The sequence below is a fragment of the Solwaraspora sp. WMMA2065 genome, from assembly GCF_030345075.1.
Classification (GTDB): Bacteria; Actinomycetota; Actinomycetes; order Mycobacteriales; family Micromonosporaceae; genus Micromonospora_E.
The window spans coordinates 5,317,796-5,340,173 of the sequence record NZ_CP128361.1 but is presented as its reverse complement, the minus strand read 5'-3'; the positions used below and the strand labels follow the sequence as shown (position 1 = coordinate 5,340,173).

Below are 22,378 nucleotides of genomic sequence, written 5' to 3'. Positions count from 1 at the left end.
CGGTCTGTCGGCTCAGTCCAGGTCGCGCAGGATCTGGTGGAGCAGGTCCTGGGTACGAGCGGGCGGGTCGGCCTCGACGCAGAGCCGCTCCATCGCGGCGGCGTAATGGTCGACGTCCTCCCGCTTGTCCAGGTAGATCGCGCTGGTCAGTTGCTCGATGTAGATGATGTCGGGCAGGTCCTGGTCGGCGAAGCGCAGGATGGTGAAGGCTCCGCCGGCGGCGGCGTGCCCGCCGGCGTCGAACGGCACGACCTGCAGCCGTACGTTCGGTAGCTTGGTCGCCTCGATCAGGGCGTTGATCTGCTCGCGCATCACGGCGGGACCACCGATCGGCCGGCGCAGCACCGCCTCGTCGATCACCGCCCACAGATTCGGTGGCTGTGGCCGATGGAGCAGCTCCTGACGCTCCATCCGCAGCTCGACCCGGCGTTCCACTTCGTCGGCTGGGGCCCGTCCGTGTCCGAGTAGGACCACCGCGCGGGCGTAGTCGCGGGTCTGCAGCAGGCCGGGTACGAACTGGACCTCGTAGCTGCGGATCATCTTCGCGGCCGCTTCCAGCCCCAGGTAGGACTGGAACCAACTGGGCAGGATGTCGCCGTACCGGTGCCACCAGCCGGGCGTGTTCGCCTGCCGGGCGAGCCCGAGCAGCGCTGTGCGTTCCCGTGAGTCGGTCACTCCGTAGAGGGTGAGCAGGTCGATGACGTCGCGTTCCTTGAAGCCGACCCGGCCGAGCTCCATCCGGCTGATCTTCGATTCGGAGGCGCGGATGTGCCAGCCGGCCGCCTCCCGGCTCACTCCCTGGCTCTCCCGGAGCCGCCGCAGCTGCGCGCCGAGCAGCATCCGCAGCACGGTCGGCCCGGTCGCCGATCCGCCATCTGGCTGGGCCGTCATCGTCACCCACCGACCTCCGGACACCGTCACGTCGTATGGCAGCTACTCTTGGCGAGTAAGCATGCCATGACCTGAGGGTGATCCCTAAGGCCCCGTCGATACCGGTCCGACCAGTGGACACCGCCGTGCGGTGCGGACGGTCGTCACCAGCAGAGTCCAGACGGGCCCCACGGTGCAGGCCACCGGCCGGATCGATGCTAGCGAATCAGGTCGTCGAAGTCACCGTCCCTTGCGCCGAGGATGAACGCCTCGATCTCCGCACGGGTGTAGATCAGCGCCGGACCGTCCGGGTAGCGGGAGTTACGCAGAGCGATCCCGCTACCACCGGGCAGCCGGGCAAGCTCGACGCAGTTCCCGCTGGGGTTGCTGCGGCCGCTCTTACGCCAGGCGAGGGTCGGCAGGTCGGTACTTGGAACGTCACTATCCGGCTTATGCATACATAAAATCCAAATCGGACATTGTCGCAACAGACGTAGGACTCCAGGGGCGGCCGCGCCTCGTCGCGGAAGGGTCAAATGCACGTGCATCTGCTCTTGCGCCTGCAAGGTATTGCGAGCATGATAGCGCACGTGAACTTGTATCCGGCGGTTTACCCATCGTGATGAATAATCGGACATTCGGCGACATCACCCCCGATAAGACCAGGGGCGGCGTAGACAACGATGCACGCAGAGTCACCACTTTGCGGGCCGGTCAGCTGCCTCCGGAGTCATCCGACGGCAGCAGCCACGAGACACACCGCGCGCAGCGAGACAGGAGGGCGATGAGCATGCCGGCTCCCATCCTCAACCCCAACCAACGCGATCCCCGGGACGTCTACCCGACCGACCGCTACCAGCCGTCCGACCCGGTCTGGGTCTACCGCGGCGGCACCTGGTGCGCCGGGATCGTCGAGACCGCCTCGGCCGGCGCGGCGACCGTCACCTACCGGCCGACCGGCTCGCGTGGCACCGGAGTGGACACCATCACCGCGCCGTACGTGCTGCCACGGGCCGAGACCGACCCGATGCTGGACCGGGTGCACCGTTGACGGTCGCCCGCCAGCCGGAGGGGACCGACGACCACCCCGCCGGTCACCAGACTCAATATCGCGCCGCTGACGTGCACAAAGTCACCACTCAGTAGGCGAAAAACTACACAGGGATTGACAGCCATCACAGCAGCCGCGAGAATTTCCAAGAATTCTTGATCACCGGCGGCGCGGTGAATAGGCCACTCCGTCGGCGCGGTATTGCGACACCGTACCCATGCCCGGAAGCCACCAGAAGGGCTGCCCTGTGTCTGATGGCGCACTGTGTCTACCCTATCCGGAGTTACTGCCGACCAACCGGCACCGACTCCGCGCGGCAACCGCCGACGGCCCCCAAACCTCGGCCCCGGAGCCGCTCGACAACGCGATGTCGGGCGGCCTGGCCGACCCGGCCTCCGTCGACTACCAGGAGCATGACCGCTACTTCCAGATCCGCCGTACCCGTCACAGGCCGGAATCAGCGTTTCTCCACGCCTTGGCAATAGCGCATCTGGCGGTTCGGGAGAACGTCCACAAAAATGGGCTTTCGCAGCTCAGCGACGGCTATGTCGCCCAGCTCTGGCTCGGGCTGGAAAGCCTGTACCGGTACGCGGGCCACGACGTCGGCAACCAGCCGATCGGCGTTCTGGACAAGCCCGTCCAACGCCCGCCGCACCCGCAGTCGAACGGGACGGACCCGGGTGACTCCGACGCCGCCGCCGACCGGTGGCTGATCGGTCACCAGTTCTTCTTCACCCTGATGCAGGGGGCGATCACCGGGCTGAACTGCTTCCTCGGTGCCAGCGCCGACGGCGACGAGGCCGAGGCACGAGCCGCGCTGCGGGTCGCCACGGCGTTCATGCGCAGCTCGGCGGCCGCCTTCCGGTTCACCTCGGACTTCTCGCCGGTCGACTACGAGCGACTGATCCGTCCGGCGATGGCACCGCCAGCGGTGCGGGCCGGCTTCAGTGGACTGCAGACCCGCGACCACGCCCACCTCATGGCGCTGTTCACCGAGGTCCGCGCGATGCGATCCAAGATCGGCCCGGCCCGGTTGGGTAGCGCCTTCGACGAGTTCGTCGAAGGCACCGTCGAGGCGTACGAGGCGCACCAACTGATCTGCGCCCGGTTCGGCGGCGACGTGCTGCCCAGCCTCCGGATGGCCGCCCGGTCGGCGGGGCGCAGCACGTCTCCGGGGGTGCAGGTGGTACGGCAGATGATGCGGGCCCGGCTGTTCGCGCTGCACGGCAGCCACCGGGACCGAACCGACAGAGGCGGGACACCCGGTGGGCCCGAAGACGGCGGGACGCCGGACACCGGCCTGGGTGGCCACGGAGACGAAACGCCCGGCGCTGACGCCGACGGCCACGTCGACCAGCCGGCCGGTGATGACCGGTGATGAACGAACGTACCCAGGTCGGCGTCATCGGCGCCGGACCGGCCGGGATGCTGCTGGCAGTGCTGCTACGCCGGGCCGGGGTGGGCTGTGTGGTGCTGGAGCGTCGGGACCGCGAGTACGTCGCCAACCGCGCCCGGGGCGCCACCATGGAGGATCGGGTGGTCGACCTGCTTCGCCGGCACGACCTGGCCGGCGGACTGCTGCGGACCGGTGCGGTCGAGGACGCGGTCGAGTTCCGGCTCGGCGGGCGGCGCTACCCGGTCCACTACGAGCCGCTGGCCAACGGCCGCAGCCACTACATCTACCCGCAGCAGTTCCTGGTCCGCGATCTGGTCGACACCTACCTCGCCGACGGCGGTGACCTGCGGTTCGAGACTGCGGCGGAGGCGATCGACGACCTGACTGGGCAGCCCCGCATCCGGCTCGCCGACGGCCGCGAGCTGCACTGCGACGTGGTGGCCGGCTGCGACGGCGAGTACGGCGTCGCCCGGCGGGCAGTCCCCGCCGGGGCGCTGCGCTGCGCCGACTACCAGTACGACTACGCCTGGCTGTCGGTGCTCGCCGAAGCCCCGCCGTCCAGCGACTGCGTGATCAACGCCCTGCACGAGTCCGGGGCTTGCGTGCACGTCCGCCGGACGCCGACGGTGAGCCGGTTCTACCTGCAATGCGGGCGGGACGAGACCCGGGCGGACTGGCCGGACGAGCGGATCTGGAAGGAGGTCCGGATCCGGCTGGCCCTGGACGAACCGTGGACGCTGCACACCGGGCCGGTCACCGACACCGGCACCGTCCGGATGCGCAGCCTGGTCTGCGACCCGATGCGGTACGGGTCACTGTTCCTCGCCGGCGACGCCGCGCACATCGTGCCACCGGTCGGTGGCAAGGGCTTCAACCTGGCCCTGGCCGACGCGGAGGAGCTGGCACTGGGGCTGATCGAGCGGTTCACCACCGGCGACCACCGCCGGTCGGACGCCTACTCGCAGCACCGGCTGGCCCGCATCTGGCGCGCCCAGGAGTTCGTGCACTGGATGATGGACCTGGTCAACACCCCCGGGTACGGCACGGCCGACGCGGCGTTCCTGCACCGGGTGCAGGCGGCGCGGCTGACCCGGCTGGTCGACTCACCGGCCTACCTGGCCGCGTTCCTGGAGGACTACGTCGGGTGGTGGTGACTGAGGACGTTGGTCGCCCGCCACGTCGCACCGGTGCCGAAGACCAGCTTCTGCCCCGGGCCGACATGGCACGGGCCGGCCAGCGGGCTGTACGACTCGCTGGTCCACAGCGGCACTCCGGCGTACCGCAGCTGCTGGGTCCAGATCACCCCGGTCAGTCGCCCGGCGGCGGTCGCGGTGAGCCGCACCTGGTCGGGGAACCCGTCGAACGACGACGCCTGGTAGTCCACCGTCACCCAGTCCTCGGCGGCGGTGAGCAGCCGTACGTCCCTTCGCGGGAAGCGCAGCGCGCCGGACCGGGTTGGCGACCGCCAGGCCGGGGCAACCCCCTTGGCCGGACGGGCGGCACGCATCGCGACACCGTCACGGACCGCGTCCAGCAGTGGCTGGAAATCCCAGCCGTACGCCCCCTGCAGCGCCTCGGTGGCCTGGGCCAGATCGGTCAGCTCGGTCGGCAGGTCCCAGTCCAGCCGCTCGCAGCCGGTGGCCAGGTAGCGTACCTCGCCGGGCAGCACCCGACAGTCGGCCGTGCCGAACCGGCGACGCAGCTCGACGACCAGCCGGGAGCGCTCCTCGTCCAGCAACGGGTTATTGGTGTGGATCATGCCCAGGAGTACGTCGAACCGGCCACCGAGATCCTCCGGGTCGAGATCGGCGAGGTCGGACTCGACGAAGGTGATCCGGTCGGCGACCCTGTTGTGCCGGGCGATCTGCTCGGCCATGCCGACGTGGTGCCGGTCGACCGCGACCACCTCGGCGGCGCCCGCGTCGGCGGCGACCAGCGCCAGCAGTCCGCTGCCGGTGCCGGCGTCGAGCACCCGGTCACCGGGTCGCACCGCGCTGCGGACCGCGCGCTGCACGTTGTGTCCGCGGTCGATGCTCAGTAGCAGTCGCAGGTGCAGCTCCGGAGTGAACGGGATGTCCGTCGGCCCAGCCATCGATGAACTCCCTCTCGCGAAACCGGATGAATCACGATAAATTATCCATTGTCGATCCCAGTGTCAACCGGAAGGTTTCTCGGTGCGCGTCCTGTTCACCAGCCCGCCCGGAGTCGGGCATCTCTTCCCCACCGTGCCGCTCGCCTGGGCATTGCGGGCCGCCGGCCACGACGTACTGGTCGGCACCGCCGCCGAAGGACTGGCCGGCGCGGCCCAGGCCGGTCTGCCGGCGGTGGACGTCGCCCCCGGCGCCCCGATCGCCGCCGTGTTCGGCACCGGCACCGGCACCACCGATGAACTTGCCGCCCGGATGCGCGAGCGGGGCCGGCGGATCGCCGCCGCCGGCAGCCGTACCGACCCGTTGCTGCTGGAGACCTTCGGACGGGTCTCCGACCTGATGGCGGACGGGACGGTGACGTTGGCCCGCTGGTGGCGGCCGGACCTGGTGGTGCACTCCCGACTGCATCCGGCCGGCCTGCTGGCCGCCCGTGCACTGCGGGTGCCCGCCGTCGAGCACGGGTTCAACCTGTTCCGCGAAGAGGCGCTGGCCGCTCGGTTCCTGCCGTACCTGGCGGCGGCGTACGAGCGCAACGGCGTACCACTGGAGCTGCCCGACCGGGTGGTCCTGCACCTGGCACCGACCGAGCTGATGATCGGCGACGGCGATGGATGGTCGATGCGGTACGTGCCGTACAACGCCGGCGGTGCGCTGCCGGACTGGCTCCGGCTGCCCACCGCGCGCCCCCGGGTGCTGATCACCCTCGGTACCGTGGTGCCGGCGCTGGCCGGGTTGACCGGACTGCGCCGCACCATCGACGCCGCCGCGCAGACCGACGCGGAGTTCGTGCTGGCCCTCGGCGCCGACACCGACGTGACGGCGCTCGGGCCGCTGCCGGGCAACGTCCGGCCCGCCGGCTGGCTGCCGCTGCACCAGGTGCTCGCCGGCTGCTCCGCCGTGGTGCACCACGGCGGCTCCGGGACGATGATGGGCGCGATCTGTTCCGGGGTACGGCAACTGGTCCTGCCGCACGGCGGCGACCAGTTCGGCAACGCCGACCTGGTTCGACGGCACCGGCTCGGCCTGGGCTGCGCACCCGAGGAGGTGACCCCGCAGTTGCTCGCCGAGCTGCTGGCCGAGACCGGTCCGGCCAGTGGGGTGGCCTACGCGGCCGAGCTGATGTCGAGGCTGCCGGCACCGGCCGAAATCGCCACCCGGCTCGCACATCCGGGTGGAATCGCCCGCCACGCCGACCAGCTTTCGGCGCTCGCCCCCGTCACCGGCGGTTCGGCCGCACACTGGACCGATGGGTGACGTCGCCGCGGTGTTACTGGTCGATCCGGCGGGTTCCGTGCTGCTGCAGCTACGGGACGGCAACGCGCCGAGCCATCCGCACGCCTGGTGCGTGCCGGGCGGGCACTGCGAGCCCGGGGAGACACCGGAGCAGGCGGCGTTACGCGAACTCGCCGAGGAGACCGGGTTGCGCCCCGAGCACGGGTTACGGTTGTTCTGCCGCCGGCAGCTGAACCCGCAGCGGACGGCGCACTACTACTTCGGCTCCACCCGTGCCCGGCAGTGCGACGTCCGGCTCGGCGAGGGTGCCGCGATGGAGTTCCTGCGGCCGGACCAGATCAGCGACGGCCGGCCGTTCGCTCCCGGCTCGGCGAGCCTGCTCGCCGAATTCCTCGCCTCGCCGCACTACGCCTGGCGGGTCACCGCCCCGTATGATCCGCTCCATGATCCGGGCCGGCGCCAGGTCCGCGCGCTCCACCACCAGGGCGGACGGTAGGTCGTTCCTCAAGTGGGCGGGCGGGAAGACCCGGTACGCCGCCGCCCTCGTCGCCGCGGCGCCGCCGTTCACCGGCAGCTACCGGGAGCCGTTCCTCGGCAGCGGAGCGGTCTTCTTCGAGCTGGCGCCGCAGCGGGCGGTGCTCAGTGACGCCAACCCTGAGTTGATCGTCTGTTTCCGGGAGGTCGCCCGCGACCCCGAAGCGGTGATGCGGCTGCTGGACGAGCAACCGAACACGCCGGAGCACTTCGCGGCGGTACGCCGCCGGTCGCCGACAGACTGTTCCGATCTGGAACGCGCGGTCCGGGTGATCTACCTGAACAAGACGGCGTTCCGTGGGCTGTGGCGGGTCAACCGACGGGGCGAGTTCAACGCGCCATACGGCGCCTACGACCGGCCGTACTACAACCGGCGGGTATTACTGGACGCCGCGCACGCACTGGCCGGAGTTGACCTACGGGTGGCCGACTTCGCCGAGCAGCTCGACGAGGCCGCCGCCGACGACTGGGTCTACCTGGATCCACCGTACGTACCGCTCGGCGGCTGGGCTGACTTTCGGCGGTACACCTCGGCGCAGTTCGGGCCGGCCGATCACGTGCGGCTGCGGGACGCGATGGTACGGGCCAGCCGGCGCGGCGTCCGGCTGACCCTGACCAACAGCGACACGCCGTTCGTGCGGGAGCTGTTCGGCGCGGATTTCCTGATCACCCGGATGGCGACCCGCCGGGACATTAACCTGCAGTCGGCGAAGCGGGGCAGCTGGGATCTGCTCGTCACCAACTATCAGCTGCCGAGTGGCGGATCAGCCCGGTAGGCCGGCCAGGGCGGCCCGGACAGCTTCGCCGAGCGACGTGGTGGGCCGGCCGATCAGTCGGGCGAGGTCGCCGCTGTCGGTGGTCAGGTCGCCCCGGGCGATGCCGACGTCGGAGGCGGCCAGCACGCTGGCGAACGCCTCCGGTACCCCGGCGTCGGTCAGCGCCTTGGCGTAGACGTCGGCCGGAAGATCCTGGTAGCCGATCTCCCGCCCACTGTGCCGGCTGATCTCGGCGGCCAACTCCGCCAGGGTGAAGGGCTCGTCGCCGCCAAGCTCGTACACGGTGCCGGCGGTGCCGGCGTTGGCAGCGGCGCCGGCGGGTGCCGGGGCGGTCAACACCGCGACGGCTGCGGCGGCGAAGTCGGCCCGGGTCGCGGCGGCGACCCGACCCGAGCCGGCAGCACCCAGCACGCTGCCGGTGGCGAGCGCCTGCGGCAGCACCGATCCGGTGTAGTTCTCCAGGTACCAGCCGTTGCGCAGCAGCACGAACGGCAGGCCGCTGTCCCGGATCAGCTGTTCGGTGGCGAGGTGTTCGGCGGCCAACGGGACGCTGCTGGTGTCGGCCTTGAGGATGCTGGTGTACGCGATCAGGTCGACTCCGGCCGCCTTCGCCGCCGCCACCGCGTTGCGATGCTGGTCGATCCGCCGGCCGACCTCGCTGCCGCTGATCAGCAGCAGCTTGCGGGTCCCGGCCAGGGCCGGCCCGAGAGTCTGCGGCTGGTCGTAGTCCCCGTGCCGGACCTGTACGCCGCGTGCGGCGAGGTCGTCGGCCTTGTCCGGGTTCCGTACGACGGCGACGAGCTGCGCCGGTGGCAGCCCGCCATCCAGCAGCTCGTCGACGACCAACCGGCCCAGCTGGCCGGCGGCACCGGTGACAGTGATCATTGTCAGCTCCTAGGTCCCTGCGGGGCGGCCCCACGATCGCCCTCGCCGGTCCGCGCCCGCGCCGCACAGCGAACCCTGCCCGCCGACCGACAACCCGACAGCAGACGACCCGCCGACCGACGATCCGATGGCCGCCCCGGTGGCCGACGTCTTCGCCCGCGGCTGCCCATCACGAGCCACCCTAGACCACATAACGGGCAAATGGGGCACGCTGGCGATGGCTGCCCACAGCGGATGCCACCAGCAGCGAAGCCGGCAGACACCCGGCCGGGCGTCACTGCAGCAGGCTGCCCACCGGCGAGAGCAACGCCCAGCCCAGGAAGGCGGTGTGCCGGTCCATCCGCAACCGCTCACTCTCCAGCACCGTCGGGTCGTCCCGCATCGGCCACATACGAGCCGCGTCCCGCCAGGCGATGTCCCGGGTGAACTCCACCAACCGGTTCTGGTACCAGTCGTCGACCTGCCCGTTGAGCCGGTCGAGGCAGATCTGCCAGCTACTCAGGTAGCTGCGCCGCAGCTGCGGGATCCGGTCGAAGAAGATTTCGTTGATGTAGAGGTAGTCGCGGTGCTGCTCGTCGTTGTCCGGGCCCGACCCGAGCTTGGCCCAGGTGCTCATCAGGGCGAACGGCAGGTCGTAGTTGATGTGCGCGTTCACCCCGGCGGCGGCCGACGGCAACGACCGTACGCTCTCGTCGCGCAGCCGGCTGAACAGCACCTCCCAGGCCGCCGGGGTGTCGCCCCGGTTGCCCCAGCAGCGCAGCGCAGCGAAGTACCGCTCCGCGAACTCGATGTCCAGCAGGGTGAGGAAGTCAGGGTCGGCAAACTCACCGGCCTGCAGCCGCTCGTCGATGGTGCTGGTGATCACCCAGTAGAGATGGTTGAAGTCGGCCACCGGATTGTCGCTGTCACTCGGCGTGGCTGCCTCGAGCAGCTTCTGCAGCGCCGCCAGATCCTCGACCACGCCGGCGACGTCGGTCGGCCGGTGGTTGAGGACATCGATGATCTGGTCATGCACGTGACCCCAGCGGAGTTCTGGCATCGAACGCCTCCAGTCTGCAGTGCTCCCTCGCCCCGGGCGGGCGGTCGTCACCGAAACGGTCGGTCCCTACAGTGGCAGCCGCTGCCAACCCGCAGGTATCGGCGCAACGACGGGTGTCTCACTGGCCGATCCCGCCGCCCCGGTGTGCGGTTTTCCGGCGGCGACGTCAACCGGTCGGGGTGGACCGACCGGTCGGCGGCCGCTACGCACCGGACTGGCAGGTTCACCGTCGGGTATCAGGCACGCGGCTGGTTACGCATGAACACCCGGGTCGCCTCCACCCGCGTCTTGACCTGCAGCTTGTTGAGAATGTTCGACACGTGCACACCGACCGTACGTTCGCTGATGAACAGCACCTCGGCCGTCGCCCGGTTGGTCCGTCCCTCCGCGACCAGTTCGAGCACCTGACGCTCCCGGTCAGTCAGCACCGCAAGCTCGTCCGGCCCGCCCGGAGCGAGCACCTGGCCGGCCCGCTCGACCATCGAGGTCCGCTTCGCGCGGTCGTTGACCAACGCCCGGGCCACCCGTTCGCCGACAGTCGGCGGGCTGGTCAGACCGGTCCGCAGAGTGACCCGTTCCTGGCTGTCCACCTCGGGCATCGGTTCCGACTCACCCGCGCTCAGCGCCACCCGGGCGCGGCGTGCCAGGGCCTGGATCTCCTCGGTGAACGGACGGGCACCGAGCCGCCGGGCGGTCCGGTACGCCGCCTGCAGTGCCCGGGTCGCGTCCGCGTTACGGGTACGGATCCCGTACAGCGCCTCGGCCTGGCGCAACCGGGCGTACGCCGCCGGGTACGGATGGCACCGCCGCTCCCATACCTCGGCGGCCCGCGACCAGAGCACCGGGTCCGACCCGCCGTCGATCCGGCTGATCTCCGCGGCGCAGAGCTCCCGGTAGCCGATCACCGCGTCGCGTACCGGCGCCGCGGTCTCCGTGTTGCTGCTGCGCTCCATCCGACCGACCACCTTGACCAGGCGCTGCACCGCCTGTGGATCGATCGGTGTCCCGCTGGACCGGGCCTCCGCCTCGGCCCGTAGCCCGTGCCAGACCAGCGGCGCCTGCAACCAGACGTCACCTGAGTGCCGCTCGGCCAGGTCGATGCCCTGCTGTACCGCCTCCCGCGCCTCGGCATGCCGGCCACGCCACATGGCCAGCCCGGCGCGCAACGTCAGCAACGGCAGCATGTGCCGCATCCCGCCGCCAGCGGCCAGCAGGGTCTCGATCGCCTCCAGGTCGGACTCCGCACCGTCGAGGTGGCCGAACCCCACATGGATCCGGCAGCGGGCCAGCAGCAGCTCTACCGCGTCGGCCCCGGACGGCCGGTGCCGCAGCGCGGCCGTGATCGCCTCCTCGGCCTCGCTCCACCGGCCGAGCCGGAACAGCCCGTTGGCGGCGGCGGAGAGCAACCGGGTGCCGTAGGTACGGGCCAGCCCGACCCGCTCGGCCCGTTCCGCACCGTGGCGGGCGACCGCGACACCCTCCTCCAACTCGTTGAGGTGGCCACTAAGCAGCTCGGCGAGTTGCAGGTCGGCGACGGCGACGTCCGCCGGGCCGCCGGACAGTTCGGCGGTACGCCGCGCCTGCCGGACCGCTTCCTTGCCCGCCGCCGGGTCGTTGAGGTACGCCTGGCTGTAGCCGAGGGTCACCCCGGCCAGCACCATCGCCGACGCACAGTCGGGCACCCCGGCTGCCAGGTCCAGCGCCTCCTGGGCCCGCCGGCCAGCGTCGGCGTACCGGCAGAGTTGCAGCAGCAGGTCGGCGGAGTGCGCGGCGGCGGCGACCCGCTCGCCGGAGGTGGCGTCGGCCGCGGCCAGCGTCCGGTCGTACTCGCGCTCCGCCTCGGCCAGCTGGCCGACCGCTGTCAGATACCGTGCCCGCAGGGTGTACAGCCAGGACGGCGGCGGGCCGAACAGGTTGGTGGCCAACTGCTCCAGCAGGGTCAGCGCGCGCTCATGCTCGCCGCTGCGGTGCGCCGCCTCCGCCGCGCGTCGACCCAGCGTGGTCGCGTCGAACTCGACCAGCCAGGCCGGCGGGACCTGGTTGGCCAGGTCGACCGCGCTGGCCCAGTGCTCGAACGCCTCGGCGAAACCGTACAGCCGCTCCGCCTCCTCGGCGGCGGCGACCACGGCCGGCAACGCCCGGGTGGTCTCGCCGGCCTCCCGCCAGTGGTACGCCAACCGGGCGTGCTGCAGGTCACCGGTGGGGCCGGCGGCGAGCGCCTCGGCGTACCGCCGGTGCCACCGGACCCGCTCGCCCGGCAGCAGCCGCGGCTCCAGGACCTCCCGGATCAGCGGGTAGCGGAACCGGTACCCGTCCGGCTCGGACAACAGCACCCGCTGGCCGACCGCCTCGCGTACCGCCTGCAGCAGCCGGTCCTCGCCGAGCTGGGCGACCCGGGCCAGCAGGTCGTGAGCGACCGGCTCCACGCCGGCGGCGACCGCATGTGACACGAGCTGGGCGTCGGCCGGCAGGGCGTCGACGTGGGCCAGGGTGATCTCGCTCAGGGTCTCCGACAGGCCGTCCCGGCCGTCCCGGGCGTCCCGGGCCAGTTCCTCGGCGACGAACGGCACCCCACCGCTGCGCCGCCACACCGACTCGGCCAGGTCCGGCTCCGGGTCGCCGCCGAGCAGCTCCGCGACGAGTTGGGCGGTTTCCGTCCGGTCCAGGGGCTCCAGATCCAACACGTGGACCGCCCCGGAACGCGACCGGGACCGGCGTAACTCCAGCAGCATGCGGCGGATCGGATCGTCGCCCCGCAGCGTCTCGGTCCGCGCGGCGCCGAGCAGCAGCAGCCGGACGTCCCCCAGCCCGGCGAGGAGGTACAGCAGCAGATGCCGGGTGGTCAGGTCGGCCCACTGCAGATCGTCCATGACCAGCACCAGGGTCCGTCCGGCGGCGACCGCGCCGAGTCCACGGGTGAGCCGTTCCAGCAGGTCACCGGCTCCGTCGGGGTGCCGGGCCTCGCCGTCCAGCACCGAGATCAACTCGTTGGCCGCGGCGCCGGACAGAACGCCAGCCCGGCCGGCCGCCGGCTGATAACGCCGCAGAGCCTGCCGAAGTGGGTGCAGCGGCGATGAGTCCCCAATGTCCAGACATGCCCCGGAGAGCACCAGGGCACCGGCAGTACGGAGCCGGTCGCTGGCCGCGCTCAGCAGCCGCGACTTACCGATGCCGCTCTCGCCCATGACGAAGACAGCAGCCGTGTTCCCCCGCTCGACCCTACGTAGCGACTCGTGCAACACCTGCAGCTGAGCCTGCCGCCCGACGAAGGGAACCTCGTCGGAGCTGGGGGCCAGCGACCTGCCATCGCGTGACTGTGTCAATCCGATCACCGACATAAAGGGTGGGAGTATCTGACATACGTCGTTCTACAGATCCTAGGGCTGCGCTGGGCTGCGACCGTTTCAGCCGTCCGTCCCGTAGGTCGGTCCACACGGACCGGATCAGGTCCACCCCGGGAGCGGACTGAAGCACCACCACCACCGCGCAGGAGGCGATCATGAGGACGCTCCGCCGCAACTACCGCCGCCCCACCGGCCCGACCCACGCAGCCGGCCCGATCTGCCGTACATCTGTAAGGTCGACCCACCGTTACTGTGCCAACTGCGGAGCGCGACGGAAACCGCCGTCCGGCTGGTCCGTTCCAGCCGCCCGGACCCGCCGCCGCACGGTCAGCGTGCTCTTCGTCGACATGGTCGGCTTCACCGCCCTGTCCAGTCGGCTTACTCCGGAGGAGGTCCGCGACGTGCAGCTGCGCTACTTCCACGCGGTGCGGACGGTGATTCGACGGTGGGATGGAGTGGTGGAGAAGTACATCGGAGACGCGGTGATGGCGGTCTTCGGCATCGCCGGCAACGACGACGATCATGGCGATGGCGGCGCGTACCCGGCGGTGCGGGCCGCTCTCGAACTCGCCGACGCGGTCCGCCGTACCGACTTTCCCGACAATGCGCGGATACGGATCCGGGTCGGAGTGGCCACCGGAGCGGCGGCCATCGACACCGCGGGTGCAGTCGACGGCGGAGTCGGATTCCTCACCGGCGACGTGATCAACGTAGCCGCTCGGCTGCAGGCGCATGCCGCCCCGGGCGATGTCGCCGTGGCCGCGGAGACCTATCGGGCCGCCGGCACGAGGCTCAGGTTCCACCAACAACCACCGATGCCGATCACCGGCCGGAGCCAGCCGGTACAGGTGTGGCGGCCGCTGCCGGTTCGGCGGCCGCTGCTCGCAGCGGCCGCCGAACCGGCGGATCAGGCGGTACGTGGGAGGCCCACCGACCACCCACCTACCGAACGGCCGATGTCGGCCGCTCCGGTCGTCACAGCCTCAGACCCCGGCCACCGACCGGATCCAGCTCCGGCTGGACGCCACCGAGGCGTAGTTCTGGTACGTCGACCCGTTGCCGGTCGAGCAGACACCCACCTGCTGCCCGTTGTAGAACTGCGGACCGCCGGAGTCGCCCCGCCAGGCCACGCCGTTCACCCCGGTGCTGCGGATCGCCGGGCCGCCGTACGCGTCGGACGCGCCGTTCGTCGTGGTCCGCACCGAAGCGGCCTTCAGCTGCGCCGAGGCGTCACAGTTGCTGCAGGTCCGGCCCCAGCCGTAGATGGTGTTCGTCGAGCCGACCGGTGGGTTGCTGGACGCCAACGTGACGTAGCTGGTGGAAACCGCCGAGCTCAGGTAGAGCAGGCCGAGGTCGTACCGGCCGTACGTGGCGCTGACCGTGCTGGTCGCGCCACCCGAGGAGCGGTAGACACTGCCCACTCGCACCGACATCGACCCGCCGAGACAGTGCCGCGCGGTCAGCACCCACCGTGAGGCGATGATCGAGCCGGAACAGGCGAACGAGCCGTTCTGGAAGACGGCGGCCGCCCACGGTGCCGAGGAAACCGTGCCGCCGCCGATGATCTGTTGCGGTGCCGCAGCCGCGGCGGACGGGGCCACGAACGCGCCGACCAGCGCGGTCGCGGCGATGGCCAGGGTGAGTCGGATACGCAAGGCTGGCTCCTTAACCGAAGGGGTTGCCCCGGGGGATTCCGGGCCGGTCGGGCCGGTGTCCCACGACGGGGTTCCGTCGGTGGACACCTGCTGTCCGGCGACGCCGGGCAGGCGCCGCACCGGCGACGCGAGTCGCGCATCGGTGATGCCAGAGATTAGGCTTCGACGGTTTCCACGACAAGACTTCGGACCGATTTTTTCTGATAGCGTCCCACGGAGCGACCCGCCCCACGAAGATATGACGTACGCAATATGCATTGTCGTCCGTCACAGTAAGTACGATGATCGGGTGGATGCTCGCCACCCGGCGTTGGCCTGGAGTGGCCGGTGGACCTTGGCGAGCCTGGGTAGACCTGGGCAAGCCTGGATGGGCCGGTGGGCCGGCTCCCGCCGCGCGGGCACCGCCGACATCGGCCCTCCGCACGTGCAGTGGCCGACATCCGGGCCGACGAGTGCACTCTTCGCACCCGCTGTGACACGCCACACCGTTCGCCGTAACGGGAATGGCAAGCGCGACGGCTAGCTTGTGAGATTGGCTGCGCGCCTGCACAGCGGCAGCACTGGCGTACCAGTCGGGTCGCGTCGACCCGCGCCCTACCGCGCGCAGACGACGCGCCCTCGTGGAAGAGGAACCATGACAGCGCTCGCCCAACGGTCCGGCGGGTCCGCACCAGTCACCGTCGTGGAGCCGGCTCCCGGTGAGTTGCTCAGCCCATGGCAGCGGATCCGGCTGATCCTGGTGCTCGGCACGCTCATCGCGGTCGGCCCGTTGACCATCGACATGTACCTGCCGGCACTACCGGCAATCAGCGACGACCTGCAGACCACCGCAGCCGGCGTCCAATTGACGCTGACCGGCACGCTCGCCGGGCTGGCCATCGGCCAGTTGATCATCGGGCCGCTGTCGGACGTGTGGGGTCGACGCCGACCGCTGCTGGTTGGCACCGGTCTACACGTGCTCGCCTCGGTCCTGTGCGCCGTGGCACCGAACATCGCGGTGCTCGGCACGCTGCGGATCGTCCAAGGTATTGGAGCCGCCGCTGCGGCGGTGATCGCGATGGCGGTCGTCCGGGACATGTTCAGCGGGATCGCCTTCGCCCGCATACTGTCCCGACTGCTGCTGGTCATGGGCGTCGCGCCGGTCCTCGCGCCGACCCTCGGCAGCGCGCTGCTCAGCTGGACGCACTGGCGAGGGGTGTTCGCCGCGCTCGCGGTACTGGGGCTCGCCCTGATCGCGGTGACCGCCCTTGGGCTGCCCGAGACGCTGCCGCCGCACCGCCGCCGTCCGGCCCGGGTGCTGGACACCCTCCTGGTGTACGGAGGCCTGTTCCGGGACCGGATCTTCGTCGGCCTGGTGCTCGTCGCCGGGTTCTCGATGGCCTCGCTGTTCGCGTACGTCGCGGGCTCGTCGTTCGTCCTGCAGGACCAGTACGGTCTCGACGAGCAACAGTTCGGTATCGCGTTCGGGGCCGGAGCGGTCGGCATGATCACCGCCACCCAGCTCAACGTACGGCTGCTCCGCCGCTACTCACCGCAGCAGATCCTGCGGACCTCACTGATCGCCGGGCTGGTGTGCGGGCTGATCCTGCTCGGCTTCGCGGCCACGAACGTCGGCGGGCTACCTGGCGTCCTGATCCCGCTGTGGGCGGTCCTCGCCGCAGCCGGGTTCGCGCTGCCGAACGCTCCCGCGCTGGCCCTGGCCGGCCACGGGGAAGCTGCCGGGACCGCGTCCGCGATGCTCGGGGCGGTGCAGTTCGGTGTCGGCGCGCTCGCCGCGCCGGTCGTCGGGCTACTCGGCACCGGCAGCATCGCCATGGCGACAGTGATCACGGGAGGCGTCCTGGCCGCGCTGATCGTGCTCCTGGTCGTCGTGCGGCCCGGCCGCCTGCCCGTACCCGACCGGACGGCACCGGCACCGGTCGCGCCGCACTGACGTCGGCTCCGGCCCGGGGAGGTGCTTTGCCCCGGGCGCGGCGTGCCCTGTATCCTCGACCGGCGGTGGTCTGGAGCGGCCGCCGGGGAGACTTCGCCTAGTCTGGTCTATGGCGCCGCACTGCTAATGCGGTTGGGGTCTTAAAGCCCCTCCCGGGTTCGAATCCCGGAGTCTCCGCGCTTCGGCGAGGCGTGTATGCTTGCCAGGCACCTGCGCCCGTAGCTCAACGGATAGAGCATCTGACTACGGATCAGAAGGTTAGGGGTTCGAGTCCCTTCGGGCGCGCAAGATCATCAGGGGTCTGACCTGCCGAAACGCAGATCAGATCCCGTCACTGTTGATGGAGTGTGGACGTTCGTTGCCACACCTGTGTGACATCTGCGTCATCACTCTCTGTAGTTACTCAGTGATCATCATGGCCTTGACCTGGTGTTCGACGGTCCTCCGGCTGGTCCGGCTCCGTTGAGGCTCCTGGTTTTTTCGCCGTCCTGGCGGCCTTGCGGGCGGCGCGCCTGATAGCGGCGCGGCGTTCCCGGGCTGCATTGCGGACGAGTTCAGCGGTGGCCGCGGCGGCCTGATGTTGGGCTGCTGGTAGCACGCTGGTGTACACGTCTGCGGTGGTGTCGATCCGCGAGTGGCCGAGCTGGGCTTGGATGGTTTTGAGATCCGCGCCGGAGTTGTGGGCGAGCGACGCGGCGCCGTGCCGCAGGTCGTGTAGCCGGATGGGTGGCAGGGTGGATTTCTGGACCAGAGTTGGGAACCGTTGGGTGAAGTAGCCGGGGTGGTAGGGCTGGCCGTCGGGTCGGGTGAAGACGTATCCGGTGTCGCGGTAGGTCTGCCGGGCTTCGATCCGTCGGACGGCCTGTTGCTGTTGTTGCTGGCGGTGGTGGGCCAGGGCGGTGGCGGTGGCCTCGTCGAGGGCGACGACCCGCTGTCCCGACGCGCTCTTGGGTGGCCCCTCGTAGACGTGGTGTCCGGCGGACGTTCGCTGCTGGTGGATGGTCAGCTCGTTGGCGTCGAGGTTGGTGTCGGACCAACGCAGGCCGGCGACCTCGCCCCTGCGGAGCCCGCGCAGGCCGATCAGGCGCCAGAGGGCGTGGAGCGGATCGTTGGCGGTGAAGTCGAGGAACGCGGCGAGTTGGGGTGCCGTCCAGACCGAGACCGCCGGCCGGATGCCGGTTTCCTGCCAGGCCGCGACGTTTTCGTCGGTCCAGATGTGCGCTCGGGTCTGGCCCGGGTGGGGCAGTTCGACCCGACGTGCGGGGTTGTCGGTGAGCAGGTCCTCCCGGATCGCCGCGTTGAGGGCGGCTCGGAGCGTGGCACGGACGTGCCTCAGTGTCGATGCCGAGTGGGGCCGGTCGTACTTGTTGCGTTGCCGCGCGATGGCACGGAACGCCGCGTTGAGCTGGCTTGAGGTCAGCTCCGACAGGAGCGTCCGTCCGACGTGCGGGATGAGGAACCGTTCGATGTCGCGGGCGTAGAGCAGCTTGGTGGTCGGGCGCAGCCGTGTCCGGGTCTGGAGCCAGTGCTCCAGCCACCGCGCCACCGTCCAGCTCTGCGCGGTACGGCGCTCCGATGACATCGCCAGCAGTTCGTCACGGGCGCGACGGGCCGCGGCCTGCGACGGGAACCCGCCCCGGCGAACCCGTTGCGGACGGCCGAGAATGTTGGTGGTGGAGCAGTGGAAATACCAACTGCCGTGACCGCGGAGCCTGTCCGAATTTCTGTGTAACGCCCTATCCTGTCCAACTATCGGGCATCGATGGGGATACGGTTCGGGAAGAACAGGTCCAACGCGTTGAGGGCCTGTTTCCAGCCGTGCACGCCGGCGCCTTCGACCAGCCGTGGCGGCGCGGTGCGGGAGTTCGCGGGTCTACCGGCCTCGGCGGCGCGTTGCCGGGCGCGTTTGTCCTCGATGTCGGCGATCGCGAGCCAGATCAGCTTGATCACGGCGTCGTCGGTGGGGAAATGCCCACGGTTCTTGATGATCTTCCGGATCTGGTAGTTGAAACTCTCGATCGCGTTGGTGGTGTAGATGATCCGGCGGACCTCGGGCGGGAACGCCAGGAACGGAGTGAACCGATCCCACGCCCGTTCCCAGACCGCGACCGCGGCCGGGTACCGCCTACCGAGCGGGCTGTCGGCGAAACCGAGCATCGCGGTCTCGGCCGCCTCCACCGTCGGAGCGGTGTAGATGTCCTTCAACGCGGCGGCCATCACCCTACGGTCCTTGTAGGACACGAACTTCGTCGCCGCCCGGATCAGATGCACGTTATGCCGATATCGGCATAAGATCCATTACTCCGAGGTCGCGGTTATGCCGATGCCGGGTGCTCCGGCGCTGTTCAGTGGCGGTGCTCGTGGTCGTCGGATCGGCATAATCACAGGGCTTCGAGGAAGGCGAGCAGGCGGTCGGGCGTGCGGTAGCGGCCGGGTTGTGTGCCGGTCGGAGTTGTTCGGTCGAGGGCTCGCTGCTTGAGTTCCATGTCCGCACGTAGGTAGATCTGGGTCGTGGCGACGCTTTCGTGGCCGAGCCAGAGCGCGATGACGGTGATGTCGACGCCGGCGTGCAGCAGGCGCATGGCGGCGGTGTGCCGCAGGACGTGTGGGGTGATGGTTCTTGCGGTCAGTCGGGGGCATCGCGCGACGTAGACGGCGAGCCGTTGGGCGAGTGCGTCGTGGCTGAGTGCGCCGCCGCGGTTGGTCGGGAACAACACGTCGTCGGGTTCGCCGCCGCGTTCGGCCATCCAGGTTCGGAGCAGGTTGACGGTGTCGGTGGTCAGGGGGGTGGCGCGCCGCTTGCGGCCCTTGCCAAGGCAGCTGACATGGGGTCCTGCGCCGAGATGGGTGTCCCGGCGACGCAGCGCGGTCAGTTCGCCGGCGCGAAGCCCTGTCTGGACGGCCAGGTGCAGCATGGTGTGGTCGCGGCGGCCGGTGCGGGTGGCGCGGTCGGGCTGGTCGAGCAGTTCGTTGGTTTCCTCGTCGGTGAGGAACTCGATGATGCGGTGATCGCCTCGTTTGGCGGGGATGGCCAACACTCGGGTGATGTCGTCGCTGTGCTCGGGGTGGTGCAGCGCGGCGAAGGCGAACAGGGAGTGGATCGCGGCGAGGCGGGCGTTGCGGCTGCGGACGCTGTTGGCCCGCTGTCGTTCCAGGTGATCCAGGAACGCGGCGACTGTGGTCGCGTCCAGGTCGGCGAAGTCCAGCTTGGACAAGGGCTTGGCGGTCCTGGTGCTGGCGAACTGCAGCAGCATGCGGATGGCGTCGCGGTAGGCGGCGACGGTGTGCGGACTGGCCTGCCGCTGCGCGATCAGTCGGTTGGTGAAGAATGCCTGCACCGTGGTCGCGACGGCGGTCATGGCCGTGGTCCTGACGCCGATCGCAGCCTTTGGGCGGCCTCGGCCATCAGCTCGGGCGCGGCGTCGAGGTACCAGTACGTGTTCTTCGGCGACACGTGCCCCAGGTAGGTCGACAGCAGAGGTAGCCGGGTGTCGATGTCGGCGCCGTCGCGATACCAGCCCAGCAGGGTGCGGACCGCGAACGTGTGGCGTAGGTCGTGCGGCCGGGGACGGCATGACGGCGAGCGTGGGGCCAGCCCGGCCCGGCGGGCGAGCCGGGCGAAGGTCACGCCGACGTTGAAGACGAGCAGGCGGGTGCCTGCCTGCGACACAAGCAGGGCGGGGCTGACCGGGGTGGGGAACCACGCGTGGCGGATCGCGCGGTAGGCGGTCAGCGCGGCGACGGTGCTGTCGTGCAGCGGCAGCAGGCGCTGCTTGCCGAACTTGGCGTGCCGCACCACCAGGACACCGGCGTCGGCGTCGAGGTCGCTGTCATCGGCGGCCAGCGCCTCGCCCAGACGCATGCCGGTGACCGCGAGCAGCCCGATGAGCGTGCGCATAGTAGCGGTGCGCAGCGGTGTCTTCAGCGACTCGGTCTGCTGTAACAGGGCGGCCAGGTCGGCGTCGGAGTAGAGGTAAGGCACCGCCCGGCGTCCCCGGCTTGGCAGGAGTCCGGGCGGGACGACCGGCACCGTCGGGTCCAGGGCGTGCAGGTAGGCGGCGAAGCTGCGCACCACGGACAGCCGCATTCCCGGCCAGCCCGGGCTGGCCGGCTCCGGCAGCTTCGCCCAGGCCAACGCATCATCGACGGTGAACGCGGTGCGGCCGAGGTCGTCGAGATAGTCGAGGAACTGCACGATCAGCTTCTCGTCGCGGCGTAGCCCATAGCCCAGCCCGCGCCGCAGCTTCAGGTAGTCGGCCAGCGCGGCCCGCGGATCGGTGGTCATCGCCTCACCTCCTGCGGCCAAGGCATCGCCAGGCTGCGCAGCGCCGCGATGTCGACCTTGGCGTAGATGGCCGTGGTCAACACGCTGCGGTGACGCAGCACCTGGCCGATCTCGGTCAGCGGCGCCCCCGCGGCCAGCATCGCGGTCGCCGCGCTGTGCCGCAGCCGATGGGCGTAAACAGTGCCCAGCCCGGCGCGGTGCCCGGCCGCGTTGACCACCTGCGTCACGCCGATGCTGGTCAGTCCACGACGCGGGGACTTCACCCGGACGAACACGCACCGGTCCAGCGCGCCCGCGGGCCGACCCGCTTCGAGATAGTCGACCAAGGCCTGCCCGACGTCGACCGGCAGCGGCAGGCGGTCACGATGGCCGCCCTTGCCGCGCACCACGACCTCGCCCTGCCTCCAGTCCAGATCGTCGAGCTGCAGCCCCGCGACCTCACCGGCCCGCAGGCCCATACGCGCCAACATGGTCAGGATCGCCCGGTCCCGCAGCCCGTTCACGCTGTGCGTGTCGCACGACGCGAGCAGTGCCGTGACCTGCTCTGCGGGTAGCCCTTTGGGCAGACCCGACGCGCGGTGCGCGACCTTCGGCACGGACACCGACAGATCGGTGTCGGCGACGCCGTCGAGGAACCAGAACCGCAGCAGCGCCCGCAACGCCGACGCGCGACCCTGAACGGTCTTGGGCGCCAACGAACGGGTCAACCCGGACAGGTACGCCGTCACCGTCCGCGCCGACAGCCTCGCCGCGTCAACGCCGTCGCCGACCATCACCGTGGACACGAACGGTCGCACAGACACGACGTAGAACTCGGCGACGTCAGGCTTCACCCCGCGTTCCGCCAGCAAGTACGCCCGGAACCGCTCCACCAGCGCATCGCCAGCCGACACAGCGGCAGGCGGCTCGGCCGGCGCCGCCTGCACGTCACGCAGGTACGACAGCAACGGGTCCAGTGACCGGGATGAACGGCAGGCACGGTAGCCGGCCGCCGCACGAGCCGCGACGTAACGACGCGCCACCTGCCCCGTCAACCCCGCCGCACCCAGCCCTTCACCCGCCAGCCACCGGCTCAGGTGCGCCACCAGCGTCATCCAGTTACGCCGCGTCGCCAAGGTGTAGCCGCGCTGCTCAAGATGCGCGGCGTACCCCGCCGCGTGCGACTCCAAAGGCCCGACCACCCGGGCTCCCAGAAGATCCATCACCACCAACCCCTCCAATCAAAGG

The 22,378-nt window shown here is 70.3% G+C and carries 18 protein-coding genes, 2 tRNA genes and 2 pseudogenes; 10 read left to right on the top strand and 12 right to left on the bottom strand.

Annotated features, from left to right (window positions below; all coding sequences use genetic code 11):
* Positions 1-12: 12 nt before the first annotated feature.
* On the bottom strand, positions 13-891 hold the full coding sequence (locus O7610_RS24220) for a Sco1979 family transcriptional regulator (protein ID WP_502959047.1): 879 nt from the start codon (positions 889-891) through the stop codon (positions 13-15).
* 197 nt (positions 892-1,088) lie between these two features.
* A complete protein-coding gene (locus O7610_RS24215; RefSeq protein ID WP_278172180.1) occupies positions 1,089-1,328 on the bottom strand; it encodes a DUF397 domain-containing protein in 240 nt (79 codons plus the stop codon).
* Between the two features lie 332 nt (positions 1,329-1,660).
* On the opposite strand from O7610_RS24215, the gene O7610_RS24210 reads away from it, so the two are divergent.
* The 3 genes from O7610_RS24210 (at position 1,661) to O7610_RS24200 (ending at position 4,471) form a co-directional block, all read left to right on the top strand.
* Positions 1,661-1,921 carry a hypothetical protein gene (locus O7610_RS24210; RefSeq protein WP_281552713.1) on the top strand — a complete coding sequence of 87 codons (261 nt, stop codon included), beginning with the start codon at positions 1,661-1,663 and terminating at the stop codon, positions 1,919-1,921.
* A gap of 217 nt (positions 1,922-2,138) precedes the next feature.
* Entirely contained in the window at positions 2,139-3,299 is a 1,161-nt protein-coding gene (locus O7610_RS24205) for a 3-methyl-L-tyrosine peroxygenase-related protein (RefSeq protein ID WP_502959046.1), read from the top strand.
* Complete coding sequence (locus tag O7610_RS24200; RefSeq protein WP_289211948.1) at positions 3,299-4,471, top strand: 4-hydroxybenzoate 3-monooxygenase; 1,173 nt, start codon at positions 3,299-3,301, stop codon at positions 4,469-4,471. Before O7610_RS24205 ends, O7610_RS24200 begins: the two co-directional genes overlap by 1 nt.
* Here the strand turns inward: O7610_RS24200 and O7610_RS24195 are convergent.
* Positions 4,453-5,409 carry a 50S ribosomal protein L11 methyltransferase gene (locus O7610_RS24195; RefSeq protein WP_289211947.1) on the bottom strand — a complete coding sequence of 319 codons (957 nt, stop codon included), beginning with the start codon at positions 5,407-5,409 and terminating at the stop codon, positions 4,453-4,455. The two genes, O7610_RS24200 and O7610_RS24195, sit on opposite strands and share 19 nt — an antisense overlap.
* A gap of 82 nt (positions 5,410-5,491) precedes the next feature.
* Between O7610_RS24195 and O7610_RS24190 the strand changes: the two genes are divergently transcribed.
* The 3 genes from O7610_RS24190 to O7610_RS24180 are packed head-to-tail and all read left to right on the top strand — an operon-like array spanning position 5,492 to position 8,010.
* Entirely contained in the window at positions 5,492-6,721 is a 1,230-nt protein-coding gene (locus O7610_RS24190; protein WP_289211946.1) for a nucleotide disphospho-sugar-binding domain-containing protein, read from the top strand.
* A complete protein-coding gene (locus tag O7610_RS24185; RefSeq protein ID WP_281552708.1) occupies positions 6,714-7,196 on the top strand; it encodes an NUDIX domain-containing protein in 483 nt (160 codons plus the stop codon). The genes O7610_RS24190 and O7610_RS24185 overlap by 8 nt, the downstream gene beginning before the upstream one ends.
* Entirely contained in the window at positions 7,144-8,010 is an 867-nt protein-coding gene (locus O7610_RS24180) for a DNA adenine methylase (protein WP_289211945.1), read from the top strand. The genes O7610_RS24185 and O7610_RS24180 overlap by 53 nt, the downstream gene beginning before the upstream one ends.
* On the opposite strand, the gene O7610_RS24175 is transcribed toward O7610_RS24180, so the two are convergent.
* The 3 genes from O7610_RS24175 to O7610_RS24165 all read right to left on the bottom strand — a co-directional run bounded on the left by O7610_RS24175 (position 7,999) and on the right by O7610_RS24165 (position 13,266).
* Positions 7,999-8,895 (bottom strand): NAD(P)H-binding protein, encoded by an 897-nt coding sequence (locus O7610_RS24175; RefSeq protein WP_289211944.1) that lies wholly within the window; start codon positions 8,893-8,895, stop codon positions 7,999-8,001. The genes O7610_RS24180 and O7610_RS24175 overlap by 12 nt on opposite strands.
* A gap of 274 nt (positions 8,896-9,169) precedes the next feature.
* Complete coding sequence (locus O7610_RS24170; RefSeq protein ID WP_281552705.1) at positions 9,170-9,934, bottom strand: DUF5995 family protein; 765 nt, start codon at positions 9,932-9,934, stop codon at positions 9,170-9,172.
* A gap of 236 nt (positions 9,935-10,170) precedes the next feature.
* Entirely contained in the window at positions 10,171-13,266 is a 3,096-nt protein-coding gene (locus O7610_RS24165) for a helix-turn-helix transcriptional regulator (protein ID WP_281552704.1), read from the bottom strand.
* Positions 13,267-13,433: 167 nt separating this feature from the next.
* Between O7610_RS24165 and O7610_RS30780 the strand changes: the two are divergent.
* Positions 13,434-14,108, top strand: a pseudogene (locus O7610_RS30780) (adenylate/guanylate cyclase domain-containing protein); the annotation flags it as partial.
* A 153-nt stretch (positions 14,109-14,261) separates the two neighbouring features.
* Here the strand turns inward: O7610_RS30780 and O7610_RS24160 are convergent.
* Entirely contained in the window at positions 14,262-14,933 is a 672-nt protein-coding gene (locus O7610_RS24160) for a S1 family peptidase (protein WP_281552703.1), read from the bottom strand.
* Between the two features lie 634 nt (positions 14,934-15,567).
* Here O7610_RS24160 and O7610_RS24155 point away from each other — a divergent pair.
* The 3 genes from O7610_RS24155 (at position 15,568) to O7610_RS24145 (ending at position 17,151) form a co-directional block, all read left to right on the top strand.
* Positions 15,568-16,866, top strand: a complete 1,299-nt coding sequence (locus O7610_RS24155; protein WP_281552702.1) for a multidrug effflux MFS transporter — start codon at positions 15,568-15,570, stop codon at positions 16,864-16,866.
* A gap of 86 nt (positions 16,867-16,952) precedes the next feature.
* Positions 16,953-17,043 (top strand) — tRNA-Ser (locus tag O7610_RS24150).
* 35 nt (positions 17,044-17,078) lie between these two features.
* Positions 17,079-17,151, top strand: a tRNA-Arg gene (locus O7610_RS24145).
* Positions 17,152-17,269: 118 nt separating this feature from the next.
* Here O7610_RS24145 and O7610_RS24140 read toward each other — a convergent pair.
* From O7610_RS24140 to O7610_RS24120, 5 genes and pseudogenes are all read right to left on the bottom strand, one after another.
* On the bottom strand, positions 17,270-18,448 hold the full coding sequence (locus O7610_RS24140) for a tyrosine-type recombinase/integrase (RefSeq protein ID WP_281552701.1): 1,179 nt from the start codon (positions 18,446-18,448) through the stop codon (positions 17,270-17,272).
* Between the two features lie 167 nt (positions 18,449-18,615).
* Positions 18,616-19,137 (bottom strand): annotated as a pseudogene (locus O7610_RS24135) (transposase); the annotation flags it as partial.
* Between the two features lie 110 nt (positions 19,138-19,247).
* Positions 19,248-20,225 carry a tyrosine-type recombinase/integrase gene (locus O7610_RS24130; protein WP_289211943.1) on the bottom strand — a complete coding sequence of 326 codons (978 nt, stop codon included), beginning with the start codon at positions 20,223-20,225 and terminating at the stop codon, positions 19,248-19,250.
* Positions 20,222-21,151, bottom strand: a complete 930-nt coding sequence (locus tag O7610_RS24125) for a tyrosine-type recombinase/integrase (RefSeq protein ID WP_289211942.1) — start codon at positions 21,149-21,151, stop codon at positions 20,222-20,224. The genes O7610_RS24130 and O7610_RS24125 overlap by 4 nt, the downstream gene beginning before the upstream one ends.
* Positions 21,148-22,353, bottom strand: a complete 1,206-nt coding sequence (locus O7610_RS24120; protein ID WP_289211941.1) for a tyrosine-type recombinase/integrase — start codon at positions 22,351-22,353, stop codon at positions 21,148-21,150. Before O7610_RS24120 ends, O7610_RS24125 begins: the two co-directional genes overlap by 4 nt.
* Between the last annotated feature and the right edge of the window lie 25 nt (positions 22,354-22,378).

Excerpts from the sequence above, each read along its gene's own strand:
- O7610_RS24220 (WP_502959047.1), bottom strand. The coding sequence starts at position 891 with ATGACGGCCCAGCCAGATGGCGGATCGGCGACCGGGCCGACCGTGCTG.
- O7610_RS24215 (WP_278172180.1), bottom strand. The coding sequence starts at position 1,328 with ATGCATAAGCCGGATAGTGACGTTCCAAGTACCGACCTGCCGACCCTC.
- O7610_RS24210 (WP_281552713.1), top strand. The coding sequence starts at position 1,661 with ATGCCGGCTCCCATCCTCAACCCCAACCAACGCGATCCCCGGGACGTC.
- O7610_RS24205 (WP_502959046.1), top strand. The coding sequence starts at position 2,139 with ATGCCCGGAAGCCACCAGAAGGGCTGCCCTGTGTCTGATGGCGCACTG.
- O7610_RS24200 (WP_289211948.1), top strand. The coding sequence starts at position 3,299 with ATGAACGAACGTACCCAGGTCGGCGTCATCGGCGCCGGACCGGCCGGG.
- O7610_RS24195 (WP_289211947.1), bottom strand. The coding sequence starts at position 5,409 with ATGGCTGGGCCGACGGACATCCCGTTCACTCCGGAGCTGCACCTGCGA.
- O7610_RS24185 (WP_281552708.1), top strand. The coding sequence starts at position 6,714 with ATGGGTGACGTCGCCGCGGTGTTACTGGTCGATCCGGCGGGTTCCGTG.
- O7610_RS24180 (WP_289211945.1), top strand. The coding sequence starts at position 7,144 with ATGATCCGGGCCGGCGCCAGGTCCGCGCGCTCCACCACCAGGGCGGAC.
- O7610_RS24175 (WP_289211944.1), bottom strand. The coding sequence starts at position 8,895 with ATGATCACTGTCACCGGTGCCGCCGGCCAGCTGGGCCGGTTGGTCGTC.
- O7610_RS24170 (WP_281552705.1), bottom strand. The coding sequence starts at position 9,934 with ATGCCAGAACTCCGCTGGGGTCACGTGCATGACCAGATCATCGATGTC.
- O7610_RS24155 (WP_281552702.1), top strand. The coding sequence starts at position 15,568 with ATGACAGCGCTCGCCCAACGGTCCGGCGGGTCCGCACCAGTCACCGTC.
- O7610_RS24140 (WP_281552701.1), bottom strand. The coding sequence starts at position 18,448 with ATGTCATCGGAGCGCCGTACCGCGCAGAGCTGGACGGTGGCGCGGTGG.
- O7610_RS24130 (WP_289211943.1), bottom strand. The coding sequence starts at position 20,225 with ATGACCGCCGTCGCGACCACGGTGCAGGCATTCTTCACCAACCGACTG.
- O7610_RS24125 (WP_289211942.1), bottom strand. The coding sequence starts at position 21,151 with ATGACCACCGATCCGCGGGCCGCGCTGGCCGACTACCTGAAGCTGCGG.
- O7610_RS24120 (WP_289211941.1), bottom strand. The coding sequence starts at position 22,353 with ATGGATCTTCTGGGAGCCCGGGTGGTCGGGCCTTTGGAGTCGCACGCG.